This window comes from Frigoribacterium sp. AP1 (genome assembly GCF_056680555.1).
In genome coordinates, this window is sequence record NZ_CM155288.1 from 211097 (window position 1) to 235166 (window position 24070).

Annotated in this window: 24 protein-coding genes; 3 read left to right on the forward strand and 21 right to left on the reverse strand. The window is 70.7% G+C overall.

Annotated features, from left to right (window positions below; all coding sequences use genetic code 11):
- Positions 1-78: 78 nt before the first annotated feature.
- Positions 79-1086 carry a tetratricopeptide repeat protein gene (locus tag AC1MBW_RS00980; RefSeq protein ID WP_480025164.1) on the reverse strand — a complete coding sequence of 336 codons (1008 nt, stop codon included), beginning with the start codon at positions 1084-1086 and terminating at the stop codon, positions 79-81.
- Positions 1083-2885 carry a DUF8094 domain-containing protein gene (locus AC1MBW_RS00985; protein WP_480025165.1) on the reverse strand — a complete coding sequence of 601 codons (1803 nt, stop codon included), beginning with the start codon at positions 2883-2885 and terminating at the stop codon, positions 1083-1085. The genes AC1MBW_RS00980 and AC1MBW_RS00985 overlap by 4 nt, the downstream gene beginning before the upstream one ends.
- A gap of 241 nt (positions 2886-3126) precedes the next feature.
- Between AC1MBW_RS00985 and AC1MBW_RS00990 the strand changes: the two genes are divergently transcribed.
- Positions 3127-5010, forward strand: a complete 1884-nt coding sequence (locus AC1MBW_RS00990) for a hypothetical protein (protein WP_480025166.1) — start codon at positions 3127-3129, stop codon at positions 5008-5010.
- A gap of 73 nt (positions 5011-5083) precedes the next feature.
- Entirely contained in the window at positions 5084-6142 is a 1059-nt protein-coding gene (locus tag AC1MBW_RS00995) for an AI-2E family transporter (RefSeq protein WP_055971909.1), read from the forward strand.
- A gap of 72 nt (positions 6143-6214) precedes the next feature.
- On the opposite strand, the gene AC1MBW_RS01000 is transcribed toward AC1MBW_RS00995, so the two are convergent.
- From AC1MBW_RS01000 to AC1MBW_RS01050, 11 genes are all read right to left on the reverse strand, one after another.
- Entirely contained in the window at positions 6215-6958 is a 744-nt protein-coding gene (locus tag AC1MBW_RS01000) for an alpha/beta hydrolase (protein ID WP_480025167.1), read from the reverse strand.
- Positions 6955-7254: a hypothetical protein gene (locus tag AC1MBW_RS01005; RefSeq protein ID WP_480025168.1), complete on the reverse strand. Its 300-nt coding sequence runs from the start codon at positions 7252-7254 to the stop codon at positions 6955-6957. The genes AC1MBW_RS01000 and AC1MBW_RS01005 overlap by 4 nt, the downstream gene beginning before the upstream one ends.
- 48 nt (positions 7255-7302) lie before the next feature.
- The gene (locus AC1MBW_RS01010) at positions 7303-8037 is read right to left on the reverse strand and encodes an aggregation-promoting factor C-terminal-like domain-containing protein (protein ID WP_480025169.1); all 735 of its coding nucleotides are present in this window, start codon (positions 8035-8037) and stop codon (positions 7303-7305) included.
- Positions 8038-8231: 194 nt separating this feature from the next.
- Entirely contained in the window at positions 8232-8786 is a 555-nt protein-coding gene (locus tag AC1MBW_RS01015) for a DivIVA domain-containing protein (RefSeq protein WP_480026061.1), read from the reverse strand.
- Positions 8787-8848: 62 nt separating this feature from the next.
- Positions 8849-9847 carry a phosphatidate cytidylyltransferase gene (locus tag AC1MBW_RS01020; protein WP_480025170.1) on the reverse strand — a complete coding sequence of 333 codons (999 nt, stop codon included), beginning with the start codon at positions 9845-9847 and terminating at the stop codon, positions 8849-8851.
- Positions 9847-10365, reverse strand: a complete 519-nt coding sequence (gene frr, locus AC1MBW_RS01025; RefSeq protein ID WP_054145670.1) for a ribosome recycling factor — start codon at positions 10363-10365, stop codon at positions 9847-9849. Before frr ends, AC1MBW_RS01020 begins: the two co-directional genes overlap by 1 nt.
- Positions 10366-10442: 77 nt before the next feature.
- Positions 10443-11162 carry a UMP kinase gene (gene pyrH / locus AC1MBW_RS01030; RefSeq protein ID WP_043596333.1) on the reverse strand — a complete coding sequence of 240 codons (720 nt, stop codon included), beginning with the start codon at positions 11160-11162 and terminating at the stop codon, positions 10443-10445.
- Between the two features lie 151 nt (positions 11163-11313).
- The gene (gene tsf / locus AC1MBW_RS01035; RefSeq protein WP_480025171.1) at positions 11314-12141 is read right to left on the reverse strand and encodes a translation elongation factor Ts; all 828 of its coding nucleotides are present in this window, start codon (positions 12139-12141) and stop codon (positions 11314-11316) included.
- 42 nt (positions 12142-12183) lie between these two features.
- The gene (gene rpsB / locus AC1MBW_RS01040) at positions 12184-13116 is read right to left on the reverse strand and encodes a 30S ribosomal protein S2 (RefSeq protein ID WP_480025172.1); all 933 of its coding nucleotides are present in this window, start codon (positions 13114-13116) and stop codon (positions 12184-12186) included.
- A gap of 319 nt (positions 13117-13435) precedes the next feature.
- Positions 13436-15151 (reverse strand): BCCT family transporter, encoded by a 1716-nt coding sequence (locus AC1MBW_RS01045; RefSeq protein ID WP_480025173.1) that lies wholly within the window; start codon positions 15149-15151, stop codon positions 13436-13438.
- Positions 15152-15220: 69 nt separating this feature from the next.
- Positions 15221-16669 carry a sugar porter family MFS transporter gene (locus AC1MBW_RS01050; RefSeq protein WP_480025174.1) on the reverse strand — a complete coding sequence of 483 codons (1449 nt, stop codon included), beginning with the start codon at positions 16667-16669 and terminating at the stop codon, positions 15221-15223.
- 133 nt (positions 16670-16802) lie between these two features.
- Between AC1MBW_RS01050 and AC1MBW_RS01055 the strand changes: the two genes are divergently transcribed.
- Positions 16803-17348, forward strand: a complete 546-nt coding sequence (locus tag AC1MBW_RS01055; protein ID WP_054145608.1) for a murein hydrolase activator EnvC family protein — start codon at positions 16803-16805, stop codon at positions 17346-17348.
- Positions 17349-17470: 122 nt separating this feature from the next.
- Here AC1MBW_RS01055 and AC1MBW_RS01060 read toward each other — a convergent pair whose 3' ends face one another.
- The 8 genes from AC1MBW_RS01060 to rplS form a co-directional block, all read right to left on the reverse strand.
- A complete protein-coding gene (locus AC1MBW_RS01060; protein ID WP_480025175.1) occupies positions 17471-18385 on the reverse strand; it encodes a tyrosine recombinase XerC in 915 nt (304 codons plus the stop codon).
- Positions 18386-18435: 50 nt separating this feature from the next.
- The gene (gene dprA / locus AC1MBW_RS01065; RefSeq protein ID WP_480025176.1) at positions 18436-19698 is read right to left on the reverse strand and encodes a DNA-processing protein DprA; all 1263 of its coding nucleotides are present in this window, start codon (positions 19696-19698) and stop codon (positions 18436-18438) included.
- The gene (locus AC1MBW_RS01070) at positions 19695-21224 is read right to left on the reverse strand and encodes a YifB family Mg chelatase-like AAA ATPase (RefSeq protein ID WP_480025177.1); all 1530 of its coding nucleotides are present in this window, start codon (positions 21222-21224) and stop codon (positions 19695-19697) included. Before AC1MBW_RS01070 ends, dprA begins: the two co-directional genes overlap by 4 nt.
- Positions 21221-21586 (reverse strand): YraN family protein, encoded by a 366-nt coding sequence (locus AC1MBW_RS01075; RefSeq protein WP_480025178.1) that lies wholly within the window; start codon positions 21584-21586, stop codon positions 21221-21223. Before AC1MBW_RS01075 ends, AC1MBW_RS01070 begins: the two co-directional genes overlap by 4 nt.
- Positions 21587-21737: 151 nt before the next feature.
- Positions 21738-22061, reverse strand: coding sequence for a DUF2469 domain-containing protein (locus AC1MBW_RS01080; RefSeq protein ID WP_043596320.1), 324 nt, complete (start codon positions 22059-22061; stop codon positions 21738-21740).
- 73 nt (positions 22062-22134) lie between these two features.
- Positions 22135-22773: a ribonuclease HII gene (locus AC1MBW_RS01085; RefSeq protein WP_480025179.1), complete on the reverse strand. Its 639-nt coding sequence runs from the start codon at positions 22771-22773 to the stop codon at positions 22135-22137.
- Positions 22770-23519, reverse strand: coding sequence for a signal peptidase I (gene lepB / locus AC1MBW_RS01090; protein ID WP_480025180.1), 750 nt, complete (start codon positions 23517-23519; stop codon positions 22770-22772). Before lepB ends, AC1MBW_RS01085 begins: the two co-directional genes overlap by 4 nt.
- A 67-nt stretch (positions 23520-23586) precedes the next feature.
- A complete protein-coding gene (gene rplS, locus AC1MBW_RS01095) occupies positions 23587-23934 on the reverse strand; it encodes a 50S ribosomal protein L19 (RefSeq protein WP_054145615.1) in 348 nt (115 codons plus the stop codon).
- Between the last annotated feature and the right edge of the window lie 136 nt (positions 23935-24070).

The following is a 24070-nucleotide window of genomic DNA, read 5'->3' on the forward strand; positions in this document are numbered from 1 at the left end:
GCCACCGCCCCTCCACGACGGAACCCCCGCCACCCTTCCGGGTCGCGGGGGTTCCGTCGCTCACGCAGGAGGCGCGGCTCAGTACAACAGCATCGCCAGACGACGGCGGGCGGTCGCCACCCGGGGGTCGTCCACCCCGACGATCTCGAAGTACTCGAGCAGGCGGGCCCGGGCGGCATCGCGGCCCGCGGGGTCGAGCGACGGGAAGACGGTCAGCACACGGTCGAAGGCGTCGTCGATGTGCCCGCCGCTGAGGTCGAGGTCGGCCACGTCGAGCTGGGCGCCGAGATCGGTGGGGGCGGCGGCGGCCGCCGCGCGGACGTCGGCCAGCGACGCGCCCTGCAGCCGCTCGAGCAACGACACCTGGGCGAGACCGGCCACGGCGAGCTGGTCGCGAGGGTCTTGCGCGATGGCGGTCTTGTACGCGGTGATCGCCGCGGCGTAGTCCCCCCGGTCGATCGCGTCGTAGGCGTCCTGGTGGTGCGGGGGCAGAGGCTCCGGCTCGGGCTCGACCTCGTCGGCCTCGCCCGCCGGGGCGCCGTCGACCACCGCCGTGCCGGTCACGCCGTTCTGCGCGGCGAGCTCGAGCACCTGCTCGAAGACGTCGCGCACCTGGGCCTCGGGCAGGGCCCCGACGAAGAGCTGGACGGGGCGGCCGCCGATCACCGCGGCGACCGCCGGGATCGACTGGGCCTGGAACGCCTGCGTCAGCTGGGGGTTGGCGTCGACGTCGACCTTGACGAGCAGCAGGCGGCCGGCGTACTCGCCGACCAGCTTGTCGAGGACCGGCGAGAGCTGTTTGCACGGGCCGCACCACTCCGCCCAGAGGTCGACGATAACCGGGACGGTGTTGCTGATCTCGAGGACCTGCGTGAAGGTGGCGTCGGTCGCGTCGAGCACGAGGCCCGGCACCGCGACCTGACCGGCGGCCGGGGCCGAGGCGCCACCCGCGCCTCCTGCGGTCGCGCCGTCGGCGGGCGAGCCGTCGGACGGGCCGGCCGGGGCGGGGGCCGGCGGGCGGTTGACGAGCGACGAGAGGTCGACGGCGCCGCGGAGACCCGCGGGGACGGGGGGAAGGTTGGTCATGGCAGCTCCTTGGCAGAGGTGAGGGCCTGGCTGAAACCGAGCAGGACGATCGGGTCGTCGCTGCCGACGGGCGGGACGGAGAACAAGAGCTCGACGCCGTAGGTCGCCTCGATGCCCTTCGACGACTCGTCGAGGCCCAGCAGGGTCTTGACGGTGCCCTCGGGGTTGACCTTGGCGCCGGTGGCCGTCGGCTTGACGGTCTCGATCTCGTTGAGCGCGACCGAGACGATGGCTCCGGCGTCGTTGGTGGCGAACGCGACCGGGGTCTCGTCGTCGGCCTGCGACGTGTAGTCGATCGACGCGGTGGTCGGCAGGGCCGCGCGCTTGGCGTCCTTGTAGGCCTTGCCGATCTTCTCGCGCAGGGTGTCACCCTCGGTCTGGAACTGGGCGGCGTACTGGCTCTCGTCACCGTTGCGCAGGATGTCGCCGTAGGCCTCGGCGAGCTGGTCGGGCTGCAGCTCGAGCAGCTTGACGTCGGGCGAGAGCCGGGCCGCACCGATCGACGCGGGGGCGACCGTCAACGGGGTCTGCGTCTGGAGACTGACCGCGTACTCGACCTTGTAGGGGTCTCGCGCGGTCTCTTGTTCGAGCGTGAGGGCGACGGGTGCGACGCTCGTGTCGGCGTCCTGCACGACGACGAACGCCGACCGCGGCCACGAGTCGGCCTGCTGCGGCAGCGTGAGCGTGACCGTGCCGGTCGGGATGGCCAGGGGGGCGGCAGCCGCCGCGTCCTTGGACCGGATCGTGTAGTTCGCCTGGCGCTGTTCGAGGGCGGGACCCGTGAAGCGGGTGGCCGCGAGGTCGGCGTTCAGCGAGGCGTCCGCTTCGGTCGCCGTGGCCGAGATGCGTTCGACGATGCGCTTCGCCTGAGCGACGCTGATCACGGGGGGCTGCAGTGCGTTGCCCTGGTCACCGGACTCCGCGCCGTCGGTCGAGGTGGGCGTCGGGGTCGGGGTGGCCGAGTCGGAACCCGCCACCGGCGCCTGCTGCGGCCAGTAGTCGGCGGTGCACGCCGACAGGGCGAGCGACGACACCAACACGATCGGAGCCACGGCGACGAGCCGACGGATGCCGCGGGCACGCCCACGGCCGGGTGCGAGCGTCTCGGTGCCGGCGGCGTCGAGCGCCTTGACCGCCTTGCGCCCGGCCCGGCGCGACAGGCGGGGTCGCTTCCCGTCGCCCGAGCGTCGACGCGGGCCGCGCGTGCGGCGGTGGTGCAGGATCGCCCAGACGTACAGGCCGATGCCGATCAGCAGGACCACGAGGCCGCCGACGATGAGCGGACCGGCCAGGGGCGTCGCGGTCGAGAGCGGCCAGGTGATGCGGACGTCGGCCGGGGCCGGCTGCGTGCCGTCCGAGACGATGACGAGCGAGACGTCGTCGGGCGCGTCGAGAGAGAAGGTGAGGTCTCTGCCGGTGAACTGGTCGAACCAGAGGTCGGAGTCGGTCGGGTCGGGGACCTCGGCGGTGTCGCCGGCGACCGTACGGCTGGCGAGTTCGCCGGTGTTCTGGTCGTATTCGACCTCGTTGTAGCTCGCGTCACCCACCCAGCCGAGCACGTCGGACGTGCGGCCGTAGGCGGCGAACGCGGTGTCCCCACCGGAGACCGACACCGTCTGACGCCCGTCGTGGCCGTGCAACGCCGAGGCCGGGACGACCGTGACGGTCGCGTCGGAGTCGCTGGTGTCGACCTGGGACGACACGCTCGGCGGGGGCGCGAAGACGGTGCGTTGGGCGAAGCCCAACGCCACCATCACCGCCGCCAGGACGACGACGACGACTGCGACGATGAAACGCACGTTTCTCTCCCTCCGAGCCACCATCCCGGTCGGGGCGCCAGGAACCGTCGTGGTCGACGACGGGCCTCGCACGAGCCTGGCCAGGAGGCCGGGCGCGGCAGCAGAATTTAAGACGGCTCAGCGTATCCGACGAGGCTGAGAGGCGCCTAACCCGTCGGTCGGCGTCCATCGAGGGCCTCCCACTAGCATCGTGTCGCGGGCCGCGCTCCCCTGGCCCGAACCCTGCACCGAAGGAGACACCGTGGCCGCTGACGAAGCCGATTTCGGCATTGAACTCCGGGGCTACCGCAAGGACGAGGTCGACCGCGTGCTCGGCGACCTGCGGCGCGAGCTCATCAAGGCCAACGCCGACCGGGCCGACCGGGCGAGCGAGGTCGCTTTCCTCCAGCAGCGGGTGGACGAGATCCGTGCCGAGCTCGAAGAGGCCGGCACCCCCACGTACTCGGGCCTCGGCAGCAAGCTCGAGCAGACCCTGCGTCTGGCCGAACAGCAGTCCACCCTCCTGATCAGCCAGGCCGACATCGACGCCGAAGCCCTGCGCTCGTCCTCCACGGCCGAGGCGAAGCGCCTGCTCGACGACGCCACCGAGCGGGCGGCGGCCGTGCTCGACGACGCCCGGGGCCGTGCCGCGGCGCAGGTCGCCGAGTCCACCGCCGACGCCGACCGTCTGGTCGCGCGCGCCAAGGCCGAGGCACGCGACCTGCTGCAAGAGGCGCAGCGCGACGCCATCTCGATCCGCGGGTCGGCGGCGACCGAGGCCGCCCAGAACGTCTCGACGGCGCGACGGGAAGCAGCCGCGCTGCGGGCCGAGGTCGAGCACGAGGTCGCCGAGCAGCGGGCCGCCGTCGCCCGTGACCTCGCCGAGGCCCGCGACGAGGCCGAGACGCTCGCCGCCGACACCCGCGAGGCCCGAGCCGTCTTCGAGAGTGACTCCGAGCGCCAGCGCGCCGACCTCGACCGCGAGGGCGTCACGGTCCGCGCCGAGCTGGCCCGACTCGACGAGACCACCCGTGCCGACCTCGACGCCGAGGTCGGCGCCCGCCGTGCCGAACTCGAGCGCGAGATCACGGCCGCCCGCGCCGATCTGGCCGACGACGTCGCGTCCCAGCGAGCCGAACTCGAGCGCGACGTCGCCGCGGCCCGCGCCGAGCTCGCCCACGAGGTCGCCGAGACCAGGGCGCTCCTCGCCCGCGACGTCGACGCCACCCGTGCCGATCTCACCGACGAGGTCGAGTCCACCCGGGTCGAGCTCGAGCGCGAGATCGCCACCGGTCGCGACCGCCTCGCGGCCGAGATCGCGCAGGCCCGGGCCGACCTCGAGAAAGAGATGGGTGACGCCCGCACCGAACTCGACCGCGAGACCCGGCGTCGCCGCGACGAACTCGACCTCGCCGAGACCACGTCACGCGAACGCATCGAGCGGGTCACCGTCGAGACCGACGAGCGCCTCACCCGTGAGAGCGAGGCGCAGGCCGACCGTCTCGCCCGCGAGGACGCCGACCGACGGGCCGAACTCGCGGCCGAGATCGAGCAGGCCCGCGCCGAACTCGCCGCCGAGACCGCCGAGGCCCGCGCCGCCCTGGCGGACGAGACCGAGGCCCAGCGCGCCCGCCTGGCCGCCGACGACGTCCGGGTCCGGGCCGGGCTCGAGGCCGACCGCGAGCGGGCCACGGCCGACCTGCGTCGCGACGTCGACCAGGGGCGGGCCGACCTCGAGGTCGAGTTGCTGGCCCGTCGCGACGAAGCCGAGGTCGAGCTCACACAGCGACACCAGCAGGCCGTCGCCGAGACCCAAGAGCTGCTCGACTCGGCGGCCGAACAGCTCGCCGAGGCCACCCGCCGTGCCACCGAGGTGCGGCGCGAGGCCGACGAGCTCGAACGCAGCGCGAACGAGTACGCCCGGACGACGCGGACGGACGCCGACGAGACGGCCCACGAGGTCCTCACCAACGCCGACGAACGCTCGCGGTCGATCCTGGCCGACGCCCAGCAGCGGGCCGACGACATCGTCGGCGACGCCGAAGAGCGCCTCGCCGAGATCACGCGCGAACGCGACGCCGTCGCCGACTACTTCGAGAACCTGCGTGGCATGATCGGACAAGTCGGCGGCGGTACGCCAGAGTAGGACGACAGGCCGTGTCGGGCAGTCGGTGCCGCCGTGGCCTCGACCGGCCCGCGCCGTCGACAGGAGCCCGCCCGTGAAGATCCACAACCCGTTCCGCATCGGTCTGCTCGCGGGCCTGGGCGTGCTCGTCGCCCTCGTGATCGGGGGTGCCGTCGGCCAGCTCTCGACGATCCTGACCTACGTGGGCGCAGCCCTGTTCATCTCGCTGGGTCTCGACCCGATCGTCTCGTGGCTCGAGAAGCGCCGGGTGCCCCGGGGCATCGCCATCGTGATCGTCCTCGTGGCGGTGGTCGGCGCCTTCGTGGGCGTCGTGTTCGCGATCGTGCCCGTCATCGTGCAGCAGACCACGAGCCTGATCGAGGCGTTGACCTCGTACCTGCAGAGCGTCACCACCCAGCAGTTCGTCGACAACCTGCAAGAACTCGTCCCGCAGAACGTCTTCGACGTGCAGAACGCGCTCGACTCCATCGTCGACTTCCTGACCAACCCCGACAACGTCGTCACGATCGGTGGCGGAGTCCTCGCCGTCGGCGTCGCGATCGGCAACGGCCTCTTCGGCACGGTCGTCGTGGTCATCCTGACGATCTACTTCACCTCGTCGATCAACAGCGTGAAGCGCGCTCTGTACCAGCTCGTCCCGGCCTCGAAGCGGGCCACGTTCGTCGACATCTCCGAACAGATCAGCCAGTCGGTGGGTCGGTACGTCATCGGTCAGTTCACGCTCGCGGCACTCAACGGCATCCTCAGCTTCGTGTTCCTCACCATCATCGGCGCCCAACAGCCGGCCGTCTTCGCGTTCATCGCGTTCCTCGGCTCGATCATCCCCCTCGTCGGCACCATCAGCGGTTCGGCGATCATCGTGCTGGCGCAGATCGCGCTGTTGCCCCAATCACCGGCCACCTGGGTCACCGCGGCCGTCTACTACCTCGTCTACATGCAGGTCGAGGCCTATCTGCTGAGTCCGCGGATCATGCGTCGGGCGGTCCGCGTCCCGGGCGTGATCGTGGTCATCGCGGCCCTCGTCGGGGGCACGCTGCTGGGCGTGCTCGGGGCCCTCATCGCCATCCCGGTCGCCGCGTCGATCCTGCTGATCATCCGCGAGGTCTACGTGCCGCGCCAGAACCAGCTCTGAGGGGCATCACACGCCCCGTGGTGGGCGAGGTGGGCCGCCGTCCGGCGCCCCCGCCGTCCGGCGCCCGTGCCCTCAGGAGGCGCGGGGTGGCCAGGTGGACGGCAGCGGCAGGGCACCGGGGGCGACCCGGCCGACGATCTCGGTCAGCACGCGGCTGGTCTGCTTCTCGCCGACCCACAGATGTTTGCCGCCCTCGACGGCGACGACCTCGGCCTCGGGCACGAGGGCGAACCGTCGTCGCGCCTCGTCGGGCCGCAGGTAGTCGTCGAGCTCGGGCACGACGGCGACCACGGGCCGCCCGGAGCCTTGCCAGGCCGCGAGCTCGGCATCGGACGTGCGGTGCAGGGGCGGGGACAGCAGGACGACGCCAGCCACCTCGACGTCGAGGCCGTGCTTCAAGGCGACCTCGGTGCCGAACGACCAGCCCACCAACCACGGGGTGGGCAGACCGCGATCGCGCACGAAGGCCACGGCAGCGGCGAGGTCGGCCGCTTCGGCCACTCCCTCGCCGAACTCGCCCTCGGACCGCCCGCGAGGGGACGACACCCCGCGGAAGTTGAATCGCAGCACGGCCAGGTCGGCCAGGGCCGGCAGGCGGGCCGCGGCCTTGCGGATGACGTGGGAGTCCATGAACCCACCGGCGGTGGGCAGGGGGTGCAGTGCGACGATCGTGCCGACGGGCTCGCGGTCCGCCGGGAGGCTCAACTCGCCCACCAGCGTCAGACCGTCGCCGGTGTGCAGTTCGACGTCTTCGCGGCGCGCGGGCAGCAGGACTCCCCCGCGGATGTCGAGGGCGTCGGTGTCGGGGGTGGTCACGAGATCCTCCAGCAGTGGGTGTGCCAATGACGGCGCGCTGCCAGGTCGTCCTCGGCACCGAAGAGCCCGTCGGCGCGCCACGCCACGACGTGCGGTGTCGAGGGGGCGATGCCCAGCGCGCAGCCGGGGCAGACGTATTCTTTGACGGCCGACGACGCCGAGATCGATTGCACGTTGAACGAACGCCCGTGCTTGGTCTCGACCGTCAGACCGCCGAACGACGCCCGGCTGATGTCGTACGCCTCGTCGGCCTCACGCCGGTCGCGTGAGCGACGGGAGCGGTTGCTGCGGGGCATGACGACCAGCGTAGCAACGGCCCTCGGGATCGAGGGCCGTGCGACGGGTCAGTACCAGTTGTTGGCGACGGAATGCGCCCAGGCACCACACGGAGTGCTGTAGCGACCACCGATGTAGTTGAGCCCCCAGGTGATCTGCGTCGCCGGGTTGGTCTGCCAGTCGGCGCCGACGGAACCCATCTTGCTGCCGGGCAGAGCCTGGGGGATGCCGTACGCACCACTCGACCGGTTCGACGCGTAGACGTTCCAGCCGGACTCTTTCTGCCACAGGGACACGAGGCAGTCGTACTGGTCGGAACCCCAGCCCCGAGCGGCGACGAGTTCTGCGGCGACGGCCTTGGCACTGCCCGGGTCGGGCGTACCCGCCACGGGAGCAACAGAGGACTTCTTGGCCCCACCGGACGTCGTACTCGAGGAGGAGGCCTCGGGCTTCTCGGTCTCGGCCACCACGACGGGCGGAGGCGGCGGCGGGACGTATTCGGTGACACCGTACGCGTCTCGGTCGGCGACCGTCACCGCAGCACCGGCGACGGTGAGGGTCTGGCCGGGGGCCGTCAGCACCGAGGCGGCACCAGGAACGGTCGTCGCGGCCTCGGCACCGGCCAGCGGGTTGACGAGCGAGGCCGACACGAACGCGAACGACGCACAGAAGCCGACGAGAGGCAGGACGACCCGTCGTGGGACACCCGGTCGACGAGCGGCCGAGGCGGTCTCGCGGGTGGAGCCCGTGGACGCGAGCGGACCGGCTGCCGGGCGACGGACGACGCTCTGGGAAGCCGGCACGCGGACGCGTCGACGGGTCGAGGGTCGTTCGACCGCGGCCGGGTGCTCTCGTCGAGAGGGACCGGGGGTCGGATTCGCTGCGTGCCTGCCCATGAGTCCGTCCAGGGTAACCGATGGGACGCCGGAGGACCAGGGACGACGCGTCAGCGTGTCGGGATGGCCCCCGCCGTCGTGCGAAGTGCAGGCCGTGGCCGTCAGCGGACGGCGAGCATGACGTCGACCACCGTGTCGAGGAGCAGGTCGACCTGGCTCTCCCGGTAGCCGCCACGTTTGGCCCGGAAGACCGATCCCCGGACGTCGTCGATGCTGAGGGGGCGGCCGTCGGTGAAGTAGCCGTGCAGACGCCGGGTGAGGCGATCGACGTCTCGCGGGTGGTAGCCCGTCGTGAGGATGCCGACCCGGTCGAAGCGGTGACCCTGCGGTCGCTCGAGCCGGGCCACGATGTCCTCGGCCCCGGACCGCGCGGTCGAGAACCACGTGGACTCGGCCCCCGACGAGACCGCGCGTTCACGCTCGCGACTGGCGAAAGCGTCCTCGAGACGTTCGAGCGCGGCGTCGACGTGTGCGGTCGAGTAGCCGTTCTTGGTCAATCCGAAGGCGGTGCGTCGGATGCGGGCGGAGTCGATGCCGAGGCTGACGTCGCCGGCGTAGGCCTTGCGGGCCTCGACCAGGAACGCGTCGACCTCGTCGACGTCGTAACCCCGCTTGCCCTTGGGAACGATCGGGAATGTGCTGCTCACGGCCACCATCATGCCGCATGGCCCGATGGCAAGCCGCTGGACGCGCGGCCCCTCACCCTCGGCCGAGTGCCCTAGGCGAACAGCAGGTAGAGACCGTAGGCCGCAGCGGCCGACGGCAGCGTGCTGTCCAGCCGGTCGAGGAAACCGCCGTGACCGGGCAACCAGGTGCTGATGTCCTTGATGCCGAGGTCACGCTTGATGAGCGACTCGGAGAGGTCGCCGATGGTGGCCGTCACGATGATGACGCCGCCGAAGACGAGGCCGAACCACCACGGCTCGTCGAGCAGGAAGACGGACAGCAGCACGGCCGCGACGAGACTGGCGGCCACCGAGCCGGCGAAGCCTTCCCAGGTCTTCTTCGGGCTGATGCGGGGAGCCATCGGGTGCTTGCCGAAGTTGAGGCCGGTCGCGTAGGCGCCGGTGTCGACCGCGATCACGACGATGAGGGCCGACAGCGTCCACCACTGGCCGTCGGGTCGGGCGGCCATGAGGACCATGAAGCTGCCGAGGAACGAGCAGTAGATCTGGACGAACGCCCCGGCACCCAGGTCGCGACCGAGCGAGGAGGCGCCACCTCGGTGCGAGGGACGGGCCAACTCGACGAGACGCCACAGCGACACGACGACGATGCCGCCGACGAGAGCGGCCCACTGGCCACCGGCTCCCCCGTAGAAGGCCGCGGGCACGACCGCCACGCCGGCCAGGACGCTCGGCAGGCGGGGAACGTCGCGCCCTGCGAAGCGGAGGGCGCTGGCGAGTTCGAAGCACAACGAGCCGATCAGGGCCGCGGCCACGATCATGAAGAACGCCTTGACGAAGATCAGGCTCAGCAGCACCGCCGCGCCCAGGAGCACGCCCACGGCGATGGCGGCCGGCAGGTTCCGACCGGTGCGCGCCGTCAACTTCTCGTTGCGTGAGTCGAGGCGTGCCTTGCCGGCCCGCAGTTGGTTCTCGATGTCGTGCCGCGCCGCCTGCGCACGAGCGTCGAAGTCGGCACGGCGACTGCCGAGGGTGCTCTTCTGAGCCGGTGACGAGTCGTCGGGGCCGGCGCCGTCGGGTCGCTGTCTCATCAGACCTCGAGCAGCTCCGCTTCTTTCTTCTTCAGCGCGTCGTCGATGGAGTCGATGTAGCCCTTGGTGATCGACTCGAGCTCTTTCTCGGCACGAGCGACCTCGTCGTCGCCGACCTCGGTCTTCTGGGCGTCGAGCGCCTCTTTCGACTTGCGACGGACGTTGCGCACCTGGACCTTGGCGTCCTCGCCCTTGCTGCGGACGAGCTTGACGAACTCTTTGCGACGCTCTTGCGTCAGTTCGGGGATTGTGACGCGGACGATGGTGCCGTCGTTCGTCGGGTTGGCGCCGAGGTTGGGGAAGGTCGCGATGGCCTTCTCGATCTCTTTGAGGGCCGTCTTGTCGTACGGCGTGACGATCATCGTGCGCGCCTCGGGCACCTGCAGCGAGGCGAGCTGAGCCAGCGGCGTCGGGGTGCCGTAGTAGTCGATCGGGATCTTCTGGAACAGAGCCGGGTTGATGCGGCCGGTTCGCACCGTGCCGAAGTCGTTCTTGGCGGCGTCGAGCGCCTTGTCCATCTTCTCGCGCGTCTCGGTGAGTACGTCGTTGATCGCCACTGGTGCTCCTTGTTCGGTTCGCGGTCGAGTTTAGTCGTCTAGTTGCTGACGATTGTTCCGATGCGTTCGCCGCGGATGGCGCGGGCGATGTTGCCCTCGCCTTCCATGCCGAACACGTGCATGGGCATGCCGTTGTCCATGCAGAGGCTGAAGGCGGTCGAGTCCACGACCTTGAGCCCCTGCATGAGTGCCTCTTGGTACGTGAGCCGGTCGAGCTTGACCGCCGACGGGTCGTGGCGGGGGTCGGCCGAGTAGACGCCGTCGACGCCGTTCTTGGCGACGAGGACCTCGGAGGCGCCGATCTCGAGGGCCCGCTGGGCCGAGACGGTGTCGGTCGAGAAGTACGGCAGACCCGCACCGGCACCGAAGATGACGACGCGCCCCTTCTCGAGGTGCCGCTCGGCACGACGAGGGATGTAGGGCTCGGCGACCTGGGTCATCGCGATGGCGGACTGGACACGCGTCGCGGCACCGGCCTGCTCGAGGAAGTCCTGGAGGGCGAGGGCGTTCATGACGGTGCCCAGCATGCCCATGTAGTCGGCCCGGCCCCGGTCCATGCCGCGCTGACTGAGCTCGGCGCCCCGGAAGAAGTTGCCGCCGCCGACCACGATGGCGATCTCGACGTCGGTCGCCGCGTCGGCGATCTCGCGGGCGATGGCCCCGACCACGTCGGGGTTCACGCCGAGCTGGCCGCCGCCGAAGGCCTCGCCCGAGAGCTTCAGCAGGACGCGTCGTCGTCCGGTGGTTTCCGATGTCATGCGAGTCTCCGTCTCGTCGTGGCCGTAGCCAGGTTAGCGAGTTCGGGCTGGTCGCCGTCCGTCGCCGATGATGCACCCGGTGTCGTGACCTCGGCCGGGCACGGGAACGGGGCCCGAGACACGTTCGTCTCGGGCCCCGTCACGGTGCTGCTTAGGCGCCGACCTTGATGCGGGCGAAGCCCGTGATCGACAGTCCGGCCTCGTCGACGACCTTCGCGACCGACAACTTGTTGTCCTTCGCGTAGGCCTGGTCGAGCAGGGCGATCTCCTTGAAGAAGCCGGTCAGGCGACCCTCGATGATCTTGGGCAGGGCCGCTTCCGGCTTGCCCTCGTTCTTCGCGGTCTCTTCGACGATCGCACGCTCCTTGTCGACCTGCTCGGCGGGCACCTCGTCGCGCGACAGGTACGTCGGGGCGGCGAAGGCGATGTGCTGAGCGATCGAACGAGCGGTCTCGGCGTCGTCACCGGTGTAGCCCACGACCACGCCGACCTGCGGGGGCAGGTCCTTCGAGGTCTTGTGCAGGTAGATGGCGAACTGCTCGCCCTCGATGCGGTTGACGGTGCGCAGTTCGACCTTCTCGCCCATGAGCGCGGCCTCGTCGTTGACGAAGGCCTCGACGGTCTGGCCGCCGATCGCGGCGGCGTTGCCCTCGGCGGCGCTGGAGGCGCCGCCCGCGTGCACGGCCTCGAGGACCTGGTCGGCCAGGGCGACGAACTTCTCATTTTTCGCGACGAAGTCGGTCTCGCTGGCGAGCTCGATCAGCGTGGCGTAGCCCGAGCCGGGCTTGGCGGCGACGAGACCGGCGGTGGTCTGGCGGCCCTCGCGCTTGGCGACGCCCTTCAGTCCCTTGACGCGCAGGATCTCGACGGCCTTCTCGATGTCGCCGTCGGCTTCTTCGAGGGCGTTCTTGCTGTCGACCATGCCCGCGCCGAGGCGGTCACGGAGGATCTTGACGTCAGCGATGGTGTAGTTGGCCATGTGTCTGACTTCCTTTCGTGGAGTCGGAAGGGTGGAGGAGGACTACTTCGAGTCGGCGTCGGCCGGCTCGGCCGCGGTGGCCTCGGTCGCCTCGGCGACGGGCTCGACGACCGGCTCGCCCAGGGGCTTCGCGGCGACCTGTGCGTCGGCGTCGTTCTCCTCGACGGGGGCCTCGGCGACGGGCGCCTCGGCAGCGGTGTCGGCGGCCTTGGCCTCGCCCTGCGCGAGCAGCTCGGCCTCCCATTCGGCCATGGGCTCGACGGGCTGGTCGGCGTCCTCGGGCTTCTGGTGACGCTGCACCAGGCCCTCGGCGGCGGCGTCGGCGACGATGCGCGTCAGCAGGCCGACGGAACGGATCGCGTCGTCGTTGCCCGGGATCGGGAAGTTGATCTCGTCGGGGTCGCAGTTCGTGTCGAGGATGCCGATGACCGGGATGCCCAGCTTCTTGGCCTCGTCGATCGCGAGGTGCTCTTTCTTGGTGTCGACGACCCAGAGGGCGGACGGCGTCTTGGTCAGGTTGCGGATTCCGCCGAGCGTCTTGTGCAGCTTGTCGAGCTCGCGCTTCTTGATCAGCAGTTCTTTCTTGGTGAAGCCCTGCGTCGTGTCGTCGAAGTCGATGTCCTCGAGCTCTTTCATGCGGGCGAGGCGCTTCGAGACCGTCTGGAAGTTGGTCAGGAGGCCACCGAGCCAACGCTGGTTGACGAAGGGCTGGCCGACGCGGTTGGCCTGCTCGGCGATGGAGCCCTGGGCCTGCTTCTTGGTGCCGACGAAGAGGATGGTGCCACCGTGGGCGACCGTCTCTTTGACGAAGTCGTACGCCTTGTCGATGTACCCGAGCGACTGCTGCAGGTCGATGATGTGGATGCCCGAGCGCTCGGCGAGGATGAAGCGCTTCACCTTCGGGTTCCAGCGGCGGGTCTGGTGTCCGAAGTGGACGCCGCTGTCGAGCAGCTGGCGGATGGTGACGACGGCCATGGTCGTTCTCCTTGTTCGTGGGCGCACCCGCGGGTGCGCCTGTTGTCGGTTGTCGGGCGACCGGTCGGTCGCCACTGCCTGGTGCCCGGGCACACGTCCGCCGATCACACCGTGAGGCGCGTTCGGACCGAGTGGACGTGGAGGCCGGGAGCGGCGCGAGGCGACGAGGTCACCTCGACGTCGGTGCGTCCGAGGACGCACTGGGCACGCGAAGTCAGCCTGCTGGGCAGGCTGCATCGCTCATGTTAGCACCACCACGGGCCCGAGGAGGCGGTGGTCGCCACCCGAGGGCGGCGACCACTGCGGGCTCGCACCGCGACTACGAGCGGCGGCGACCGAGGCCGAGCAGACCGCGCCTGGGGGCCCGCGCCTCCTCGAGTCCGTAGTGGTCGCCGAAGTCGTCGCGCAGCTGCGTGCGCTGGGCGCGGAGGACGCGCCGGTGCTCGACGTCGAAGGCCCGGAAGGTCGCGACACAGATGCCGATCATGACCACGCTGAACGGCAGTGCCGTGATGATCGCGGCCGTCTTGAGGGCGTCGAGCCCGCCGGTGACGAGCAGGGCGATGGCGACGAGGGCCGTGACCACGGCCCAGAAGATGCGCACCCAGGTCTTCGGCTCGGTGTCGCCACCGGTCGAGATCATGCCGAGGACGAGCGAGCCCGAGTCGGAGGACGTGATGAAGAACAGACCGATCAGCAGGATGGCCCCGAAGACCGCGATCGAGCCGCCGGGCAGACCCTGCAGCATCTCGAAGAGAGCCCCTTCGGTGTCGACCGAGCCGTCGGCGCCCACGAGGCCGCCACCCCCGAAGACCTCACGGTAGAGCGCGGCACCACCCATGACGCTGAACCAGAGGAAGGTCAGCAGCGTGGGCACGACGAGGACGCCGACGACGAACTCGCGGACCGTGCGGCCCTTCGAGATGCGCGCGATGAAGATGCCGACGAACGGCGCCCAGGACATCCACCACCCCCAGTAGAAGGTGGTCCACGCGCCCTGCCAGGCCTCGCCCTCGGCCCCTGAGAAGGCGCTCACCGTGAAGGTCAGGCCGACGACGTTCTGCAGGTAGTTGCCGAGCGACTGGACGAAGTCGCGCAGCAGGAAGAGCGACGGGCCGCTGACCAGCACGAAGACGAGCAGCAGGGCCGCCAGCACGATGTTGATGTTCGAGAGCCACTTCATGCCCTTGGTGACACCGCTGACCAGGGAGAAGATCGTGACGCCCGTGATGGCCGCGATCAGGATCACCTGGATCACCAGGGTCGGTTCGGCGATGCCCGCGGCCGAGAGCCCGGCCGAGATCTGCAGCACGCCGAGACCGAGCGACGTCGCGACGCCGAACAGCGTGCCGACGACCGAGACCACGTCGATGACGTTGCCCCACAGGCCGTGGACGCGGCTGCCGAGCAGCGGTTCGAGGGCGTACCGGATCGACACCGGGCGGCCCCGACGGTGGATCGCGTAGGCCATGCCCAGCCCGACCACGATGTAGATCGCCCACGCGTGCACGCCCCAGTGCAGGTAGGTCTGGCTGAGGGCCTGGCCGGCGAGTTGGTTGTCGTCGCCGGTCACGCCCGGGCGCGGACTGGCGTAGTGGCTGAGCGGTTCGGCGACCCCGTAGAACACCAGGCCGATGCCCATGCCGGCGGCGAACAGCATGGACAACCACGAGAGACGAGAGAACTCGGGCTCGTCGTCGTCCTTGCCGAGCTTGATGTCGCCGTACCGGCTGACGCCCATCCACAGGGCGAACACCACGAAGACGGCCGCGAGCAGCACGTAGTACCAGCCGAACGCCCCCACGATGCCGCTCTGGATCGACCCGAACAGGCCCTCGGCCACGGTCGGGAAGGCCATGGCGAAGACGACGAAGCCGAGGATCACGGCCGCCGCGGGCCAGAAGACCCACGGGGCGAAGGCCCTCCGGCGGGGCGTGACCAGCGCCTCCTGGGTGTGGTCGCGGGCGGCGCTCGTCGCGTCGCCGGGTGTCTCGTCGGCGTGCGCGACCGGTGTCGCGTCGTCGGCGTGGCTCATCGGAAGTCCTCTCAGAATGCGAACGTCCCGCCCAGGATCTGGACGGGACGTGCATCGATTCTGCCAGGCTCAGGCCTTCGCGGACCGCCCCGCGTCGGCCTGGACGGCCGAGGTGCCCATCTCTTCGAGCGAGCGGCCCTTCGTCTCGGGGATCTTCGCCAGGACGAAGAAGAACGACACGAGCGCGAAGAACGCGAAGATGCCGTACGACAGCGTGAGGCTGAGGGCGGCCAGGGTCGGGAACGACACCGTCACGATGAAGTTGGCGATCCAGTTGGCCATGCTGCCCACGCCGAGGGCGGTGGCGCGGATGCTGTTCGGGAACATCTCGCCGAGCAGCACCCACATGAGCGGGCCCCACGTGGCCCCGAACGACACGACGAAGAGGTTCGCGGCGACGAGCGCCACCGGGCCCCAGGCGCCGGGCAGCGAGGGGTCGCCGCTCGCCGAGGTGGTCGCCTGGCTGAACGCCAGGGCGGTGACGGCGAGGCTCACGAACATGCCGATCGAGCCGGTCAGCAGCATCGGCCGGCGACCGACCTTGTCGACGAGCCCGATCGCGATGAAGGTCACCGCGACGTTGACGACGGCGGTGATGGTCGAGATGAGGAACGAGTCCTCTTCCTGGAAGCCGACGGCCTGCCAGAGGGTGGTCGAGTAGTAGAAGATCACGTTGATGCCGACGAACTGCTGCAGCACGGCGAGGATGATGCCGACCCAGACGATGGGCTGAAGACCGAAGCGGGTGCCCCGGATCGACGACTTCTTCTCGAGTTCGGCCTCGGTGCGGATCGAGTCGGTGATCTCTTTCAGGCTCGTCTCGACCGTCTCGGCGGGGACGATCGACTGCAGGACCTTCTTGGCCTCGGCCTCACGCCCGTCACCGGCGAGGTACCGCGGCGACTCGGGCAGACGCCAGGCGAGGATCCCGTAGACGACCGACGGCACGATGCCCACCAGGAACATCCAGCGCCAGGCGGCGAGGCCGAAGAGCGACGGCTCGGAAGCGCCGCCCGCCGTGACCGCGAAGAGCTGGTCCGACAGGAGGGCGGCGAAGATGCCGAGCGTGATGGCGAGCTGCTGGAACGACGCCAGACGACCGCGGATGGCCTTGGGCGACACCTCGCTGATGTACGCGGGGGCGATGACAGACGCGATGCCGATGCCGAGTCCGCCGATGACGCGCCAGAGGACGAGATCCCAGACGGCGAAGGCCGCGGCGGCACCGATCGAGCTGATGAGGAACAGGCCGGCACCGATCAGCATGACCTTGATGCGGCCCATCTTGTCGGCGAGACGGCCGGCGACGTAGGCACCGATGGCGCAACCGATCAGGGCCGAGGCAACCGCGAAGCCCGAGGCGAACTCGGTGAGGCCGAACTCGTCGGTGATCGACTGGACGGCACCGTTGATGACGGACGAGTCGAAGCCGAACAGGAACCCGCCGATGGCCGCCGCCACGGCGAGCGCGGTCACCCGCCTGTTCAAGCTCTTCGTCGTTGCAGTGGTGTTCGACACCTGTACTCCTTCACGGCTCGAGGAGCAGGGCTCGTGGCCACGACTCCCCCACAAACGGTGTGCACGGGGTGTTCATGCACGGGTGAACCTTACGCCTCGCCGAGAAAGCTTGCGCGACCGGCACGGTGCCGGTATGCGTCCGATCCCTCCACGAACGATCCGCCGCCTCGCCTCCGCCTCGACGACGATCCTGGCGGTCGTCGCGGCCGGGACGCTCGCGTCCGCCCCGGCGGTCGCGTCGCCTCCGGCGGAGAACGTAGGAGGCGCGGTGTGGGCCTGGCCCGTCGCCTCACCCCACCCGGTGGTCCGCCCCTTCGTCGGGCCGCCGAACCCGTGGTCGCCGGGGCACCGCGGCATCGACGTCGGAACGACCGAGGGCTCGGTCGTGACCGCCCCGGACGACGGGGTGGTGCACTTCGCCGGGGTCGTGGTGGATCGGCCGGTGCTGTCGATCGCCCACTCGGGCGGAGTGCTGAGCAGCTTCGAGCCGGTGGTGGCCGACCTCGCGAAGGGCGACGTCGTCACGCGGGGGCAGACCGTCGGTGTGCTCGAGCCAGGGCACTGCCCCGACCGGCCGTGCCTGCACCTGGGGGCGCGCATCGACGGCGAGTACGTCTCGCCCCTGGTGTTCCTGGGTGGGATCGAGCCGTCGGTGTTGCTGCCGACGCGGCCCCGCTGAACGGTCGCCGGGTCGCACCGAACCAGGCGGGCGTCCGTGGGGCCCTCGGGTGCACCAGGCGTCGCGGAGTCCTGTGCTCAGCGCAGTCGGGTGTGCTGACGTCGCCAGGCGCGCGGGCGTCGTCAGGCGCGCGGGTGCGCCGACCGGTAGCTGTCCCGCAGCCGGTCGGTCGAGACGTGCGTGTAGATCTGCGTGGTGCCGAGGCTCGCGTGGCCGAGCAGCTCCTGGACCGCTCGGAGGTCGGCGCCCCCGTCGAGCAGGTGGGTGGCCGCCGTGTGCCGCAGGGCGTGCGGCCCAGCCGGTCCCCCGCCCGGAAGGTCGGCGAGCAGCCCGGCGACCAGCCGGTAGACGGCTCTCGTGCCGAGCCGGCCCCCGGTCGACCCCACGAAGAACGCGGCGTCCGTGGCCGGGGTGACGAGCGTCGGGCGCGCGAGTTCGAGGTATCGTCCCAGAGCCGCGGCCGCCGGCACCCCGAACGGCACGACGCGCTGCTTCGCCCCCTTGCCGGTCACCCGCACGGTCAGTCGCTCGAGGTCGACGTCACCGAGGTCGGCCCCGACGAGCTCGGACACGCGCAGACCAGCCCCGTAGAGCAGTTCGACGACAGCGAGGTCCCGACGCGCACCGGGGTCACCCGTGTCGGCACGGACGGCGAGGGAGGCCAGCAGACCGTCGACCTGCTCACGGGTGAGGACGCGGGGCAGACGACTCTCGGGCTTCGGTGCGCGCAACCGGACACCGACGTCGACCGGCGTCCGGTCGGTCTCGTCGAGCCACCGGGTGAAGGCCCGGACGCTCGCCGACCGCCTCGCGAGGGTGGCCCGGGCGAGGCCGGCCTGCGTGCCCTGCCAGAGCCAGTCGCGCAGCAGGTCGAGGTCGAGGTCGCCCACCTCGCCCGGGCGACCGAACCGGTTCTCGGCGAAGACGACGAGCGAGTCGAGGTCGGCCCCGTACGACCGCACCGTGTGGTCGCTGAGCCCCCGGCCGTCGTGCAGGTGGTCCGCGAAGCGTTCGACCTCGCCCAGGAGGCGCGTCACGGCAGGGTCCGCCCCTCGCGTCTCGACCCCGGCTCGTGCATGCCGCCAGGCTAGCCATCGCGGCGCCCCCTCACCCGCCGCCACCCCGACCCGTGCCGTCGGGCCGCACCCGAGAGGTCGAGTTCGGCGAGCACGTCGCGGACCGTCTCGAGCGACAGACCGCTCGCGACCGCCAGTTCGTCGGTCTCTCGGGTCGCCGTCGTGCTGAGCGCGTCGAGCACCCTCATCGTCTCGGGGTCGAGACGCCGCCCCTGGTACGAGGCCACCACGAGGTCGGTCGACACCCCGGCGAGTGCGACGACCTCGTCGGCACTCGTCACGCACTCGGCCAGACCGGATCGGATCAGGGCGTGGCAGCCCACGGACGAGGTCGAGGTCACCGGGCCGGGCACGGCGCCGACCGGACGACCGAGCGACTGGGCGTGGGCGGCCGTGTTCAGCGACCCCGAGCGCCCGCCGGCCTCGACGACGACGGTCGCGGCCGTCAGGGCCGCGATGAGCCTGTTGCGTTGCAGGAACCGCCACCGCGAGGGTTTGCCACCGCACGGAGCCTCGGAGATCAGCAGACCCGTCTCGAGGATGCGTCGCAGCAGGCCGTCGTGCCCGGCCGGGTAGAGGTGGTCGACTCCCCCGGCCATGACCGCCATCGTCGTCGCCGACGCGGCCAGGGCCGCCCGGTGGGCGGCCCCGTCGATGCCGTAGGCGGCACCCGAGACGATCGCGAGGCCTCGGTCGGCCACGCCGTCGGCGAGCTCGGCCGACACCTGCTCGCCGTAGGCCGTCGCCGCCCGCGAGCCGACGATCGCGATGCTCGACGCCGGTGCCGGGACGGCCGCCGGACCTCGCGCCCAGAGGGCCACGGGCGCGTGATCGCCGAGCTCGTCGAGGACCGAGGGCCAGAGCGGGGAGCCCGGCACGAGCAGCTGCGCCCCCACCGCTGTCGCCGTGTGGAACGACCGGAGGATCACGCCGGTCTCGAGTCGTGGCCGCCATCTCTTCAGCGCCCGGACGAGGTCGAGCCGCTCGACGTCGTCGAGGGTCGCCCCGGCCTCGACCAGGGCCCCCGCGAGGAGACCCGGGCGGGGTTCGTCATGACCGACCGCCGCCTCGAGCACGACGCGGAGCCCCACGGTCGGGCCCAACATCGACCTGACGACCCCACCCACCGCGTCCCCCGGTTCGACCACGCCCGTCCAGGCGCCTGAGGCGAAGGCCCGGACGGCCTGCGCCTCGCTGAGATCGTCGGGCCTCGGCAGGACGGGCCGCACGAGATCGGCCAGCTCGCCGGGGGTCGCCCGGAGCAGGTCGCTCACAGCGACTGCCGCATGCTCAGGGCCCGCACGACGTGACGGCGGACGGGGGCGGGTTCGTCGTCGAGGTCGGCGAGGGTCCAGGCGACGCGCAGCACGCGGTCGTAGCCCCTCATCGTCAGGGCACCGGTCTCGAGAGCCCGGTCGACGGGCTGCGAGTCGGCCACGGCCAGGCGGTTCACCGGGTCACGCAGCCACGTACCCGGGACCTCGCCGGACAACCGCCAGGGCGTGCCGTCGAGCCGACGGGCGGCACGGTCGCGTGCCCGGTCGACACGCTCGCGGGCCTGACGCGTCGTCGTCGGGACGACGTCGGCCGAGGCGCGGAACTGCGACGAGCTGATGCGGGCCACCCGCAACTGCAGGTCGATGCGGTCGACGAGCGGCCCGGAGAGCTTGCCGAGGTACCGACGCCGCTGGTGCGGGGAACAGCTGCAGTCGGAGTCGCGGGAACCGTACTGCCCGCAGGGACACGGGTTGGCCGCCGCGACGAGTTGGAACCTCGCCGGGAAGCGGGCCACCGACCGCGACCGGTGGACCACGGTCTCGCCCGATTCGAGGGGCTGGCGGAGGCAGTCGAGGACCGTCTGCTGGAACTCGGGCGCCTCGTCGAGGAACAGCACTCCGCGGGTCGCCCTCGACGCGGCGCCGGGCCGGATGACCCCGCTGCCGCCGCCGACCAGGGCCGCCGCGCTGCAGGTGTGGTGCGGTGCCTCGAACGGCGGCCGCTGGTCGAGATCGCCCGTGACGGCCACCCCGGCCAACGAGCGGATCGACGCCACCTCGAGGGCCGAGTCGGCGTCGAGGTCGGGCAACAGACCCGGCAGGCGGGCCGCCAGCATGCTCTTGCCGGCACCGGGAGGGCCCACCATGAGGAGGTGGTGGCCGCCGGCCGCGGCGACGACGAGCGCCTCGACGGCGTCGACGTTGCCGATGACGTCCGCGAGGTCGAGTTCGGCAGGCACCGCCGGTTCGGAGCGCGATCTCGTGATGGCCTCGACCGGTTCGGGTTCGAGACCCGCTCCGTGCCAGATCGCGGCCTCGCGGAGGCTCGGCACGGCCACCACGCGGATGCCGGGCACGAGAGCCGCCTCGTCGGCGTTGTCGGTCGGCACCATGACGGTGGTCGCCCCGGCCCGACGCGCGCCCAGCACGGCGGGCAGGACGCCGTCGACGGGGCGGAGCCGGCCGTCGAGACCGAGCTCGCCCAGGTGGACGACGCGCTCGACGGACTCGGCGGGAACGACTTCGGCTGCGGCCAGGGCTGCGATGGCGATGCCGAGGTCGAAGGAGGACCCCTGTTTGGGCAGCGAGGCCGGTGACAGGTTGACGGTCAGCTTGCGCGCCGGCAAGGCACACCCGGAGTTCGTCGCGGCCGACCGCACCCGGTCGCGGGCCTCCCCCAGCGAGGTGTCGGGCAGACCGATGGTGACGAACGCCGGCAGCCCGGCACCCATGTCGGCCTCGATCTCGACCAGGGCCCCGTCGACCCCCAGCAGCGCGACCGCCCTCGTCCGCGCCACACTCATGCTCCGGCCCCGCGGACGTGGTCGATGCGCTCGTGCCCTGCGCACCGCTCGACCGTGATGCCCACGACGTCGATGCGCAACCCCCGGGGCGACGTGGAGGGATGCGCCTGGCACCAGGCCCCCGCCAGCCGTCGCAGGCGCGCCAACTTGGCCGGCGTCACGGCCTCGAGCGCGTGCCCGTAGCCGGTGCCCGATCGCGTCTTGACCTCGACGACGACGAGTTCGTCGCCGTCCAGGGCGACCACGTCGATCTCGCCCTCGCGACACCGCCAGTTGCGCTCGACGACCCGCATTCCCTGCGCCTCGACGTACTCGGCCGCGACGTCTTCGCCGCGCCGTCCCAATTCGTCCTTCTTCGCCATGTCTGACCTCCTGCCAGCAGGCTGGCGGAGGCCTGCCCCACGGAGGGCGGGCGAGAGGTCGCCTGGGGACGCCACCGATCCGGCAACGGCTGGGGACGAGCCGTGTCAGACGGATCGCATCCCGCTGCAACGGGTCGCGTCGCGGCCGGGACTACTCGTCGAGCGCGAGTTCTTTCGGCAGCTCGAGGTCGCGGGTGGTGAGCTCTTCGACGTTCACGTCTTTGAAGGTGAGCACCCGGACCGACTTGACGAACCGGTCGGAACGGTAGACGTCCCACACCCAGACGTCGGTCATCGACAGTTCGAAGTAGAAATCGTGTTCGGTGTCGCGCCGGACGAGGTCGACCTCGTTGGCCAGGTAGAAGCGCCGCTCGGTCTCGACCACGTAGCGGAACTGCGACACCACGTCGCGGTACTCGCGGTACAGCGCGAGCTCGACCTCGCGGTCGTAGTCTTCGAAATCGTCCTCGTCCATCGGAGTCGAGCTTACGCGGCCCTCGGCGTAGCGGTCGCCGCCATCCCGCTGCCGCCGGCGTGGGCGCTCGAGGTCAGTGCAGCCAGGTGAGGCGGTGCAACGGCGACGGCCCCAATTCGGACAGGGCACCGTAGTGCGCCGACGAGCCGTAGCCCTTGTTGCCGGCCCAGCCGTAGCCCGGGTGGACGCCATCGGCCTCGATCATCAGCCGGTCGCGCTCGACCTTGGCGATGACCGATGCCGCGGCCACCGACGCACAGTCGCGGTCGGCCTTGACCCGGGTCGTGATGCGGGGCGGGGTGGTGAGCTGAGGCGACAGGTAGTCGTGGTTGCCGTCGAGCACCACGACGGACTGCATGATGCCGACGCCGGCGTGGTGCAGCGCGGTCAGGGCGCGCTTGCCCGCCAGACCGAGCGCCACGACGATGCCCAGCTGATCGACCTCGCGCGCCTCGGCGAAGCCCACCGCGTGGTGCGACACCCAGGACGTCGCCAGCGGGTAGAGCGCCTCTCGGCGCTTCTCGGACAGGAGCTTCGAGTCGCGCAGACCCTCGGGGACGTCGAGGCACTCGACGTGGACCGCCCCGAGCCCGACGGCGACCGGCCCGGCGATGGCGCCCCGACCGACCTCGTCGCAGCCGATCACCCAGGTCGCCCCGGTGGCGTGCAGCTCGCGCTCGAAGTCGAGCGTGGGGTCGACGACGGGGCTCATTCGCCCTCTCGTTCGGTGCCGCGGAAGACGTCGGGGTAGTCGCCGAGCCACGTCCAGCGATCGGTGGGCCAGCTGATGACGAAGGCGCGCCCGACGACGTCGCTCATCGGGACGAACCCCTTGCTCGGCGTGGCGCCGTTGTACCGGCTGTCCTTCGAGTTGTAACGGTTGTCGCCCATGACCCACAGCGAATCGGCGGGGACCGTGACCGAGAAGTCGTCGGCCGAGACGCGGGTCTCGCCCGGCGGCAGGTTCACGTAGGGCTCGTCGAGGGGGACGCCGTTGACCGACATCTGGCCGAAGTCGTTGCAGCACTCGACCGTGTCGCCCGGCAGACCGATGACCCGCTTGATCAGGTGGTCGTTGCTGTCTTGCGCACCGAGCCCCACCAACGTGAGGAACCACGAGATGCCGTCGGACACGGGATTGCCCGTGGTGGTGCTGATCGGCGCGGTGCCGTCGAGCCACCCACCCGGATCGGTGAACACGACCACGTCGCCCCGCTTGACGTCGACGAGGTCGGGCACGAGCTCGTTGACGATGATGCGGTCGTTGATCTGGAGCGTCTGTTCCATCGACCCCGAGGGGATGTAGAACGACCGGATCAGGAACGTCTTGATGAGGAACGAGATGAGGAGGGCCGCCAGGAAGATGACGAGGACGTCGCGCACGAACGTGCCGATGCCGCGCTTCTTGCCGTCGTCGCGTCGAGGACGCAGGGCGCGCCTCACTGTGTCATTCGTCATTTAACCACCCGAGCTCCCCGCCATCTTAGACGGCGGGGAGCTCGGAGGATGTCGCTGAGAGGCGTGACTAGTTGTCGCGCTTCTCCTTGATCTTGGCCTTCTTGCCGCGCAGTTCGCGCAGGTAGTAGAGCTTGGCGCGACGGACGGCACCACGGCTGACGACCTCGATGTGGTCGATGACCGGGGAGTGCACCGGGAAGGTGCGCTCGACGCCGACCTGGAAGCTCACCTTGCGGACCGTGAAGGTCTCGCGGATGCCCTCGTTCTGCTTGCCGATGACGACACCCTGGAAGACCTGGACGCGCGAGCGCGTGCCTTCGATGATGTTGACGTGCACCTTGACGGTGTCGCCGGCACGGAAGTCGGGGACGTCCGTACGGAGGTTGGCGGAGTCAACCGCGTCGAGGATGTGCATTGTCGTTCGCTCTCTGCAACCGCCACAGGTCGACTGCGTGTCTGGGGCGCGTCACGCGCCCGTCATGATGAAGAAGGTGTGCTCTGGATCGGCAGACTCCCCTGTGGCAGAGTCGTGCGCAGGCACAAGCGTCAAT

Bases quoted from the DNA above. Each gene is read 5' to 3' on its own strand.
- AC1MBW_RS00980 (WP_480025164.1), bottom strand. From the start codon at position 1,086: ATGACCAACCTTCCCCCCGTCCCCGCGGGTCTCCGCGGCGCCGTCGAC.
- AC1MBW_RS01005 (WP_480025168.1), bottom strand. From the start codon at position 7,254: ATGCCCCGCAGCAACCGCTCCCGTCGCTCACGCGACCGGCGTGAGGCC.
- AC1MBW_RS01015 (WP_480026061.1), bottom strand. From the start codon at position 8,786: ATGGTGGCCGTGAGCAGCACATTCCCGATCGTTCCCAAGGGCAAGCGG.
- AC1MBW_RS01020 (WP_480025170.1), bottom strand. From the start codon at position 9,847: ATGAGACAGCGACCCGACGGCGCCGGCCCCGACGACTCGTCACCGGCT.
- frr (WP_054145670.1), bottom strand. From the start codon at position 10,365: ATGGACAAGGCGCTCGACGCCGCCAAGAACGACTTCGGCACGGTGCGA.
- pyrH (WP_043596333.1), bottom strand. From the start codon at position 11,162: ATGACATCGGAAACCACCGGACGACGACGCGTCCTGCTGAAGCTCTCG.
- tsf (WP_480025171.1), bottom strand. From the start codon at position 12,141: ATGGCCAACTACACCATCGCTGACGTCAAGATCCTCCGTGACCGCCTC.
- rpsB (WP_480025172.1), bottom strand. From the start codon at position 13,116: ATGGCCGTCGTCACCATCCGCCAGCTGCTCGACAGCGGCGTCCACTTC.
- AC1MBW_RS01045 (WP_480025173.1), bottom strand. From the start codon at position 15,151: ATGAGCCACGCCGACGACGCGACACCGGTCGCGCACGCCGACGAGACA.
- AC1MBW_RS01055 (WP_054145608.1), top strand. From the start codon at position 16,803: ATGCGTCCGATCCCTCCACGAACGATCCGCCGCCTCGCCTCCGCCTCG.
- AC1MBW_RS01070 (WP_480025177.1), bottom strand. From the start codon at position 21,224: ATGAGTGTGGCGCGGACGAGGGCGGTCGCGCTGCTGGGGGTCGACGGG.
- AC1MBW_RS01075 (WP_480025178.1), bottom strand. From the start codon at position 21,586: ATGGCGAAGAAGGACGAATTGGGACGGCGCGGCGAAGACGTCGCGGCC.
- AC1MBW_RS01080 (WP_043596320.1), bottom strand. From the start codon at position 22,061: ATGGACGAGGACGATTTCGAAGACTACGACCGCGAGGTCGAGCTCGCG.
- AC1MBW_RS01085 (WP_480025179.1), bottom strand. From the start codon at position 22,773: ATGAGCCCCGTCGTCGACCCCACGCTCGACTTCGAGCGCGAGCTGCAC.
- lepB (WP_480025180.1), bottom strand. From the start codon at position 23,519: ATGACGAATGACACAGTGAGGCGCGCCCTGCGTCCTCGACGCGACGAC.
- rplS (WP_054145615.1), bottom strand. From the start codon at position 23,934: ATGCACATCCTCGACGCGGTTGACTCCGCCAACCTCCGTACGGACGTC.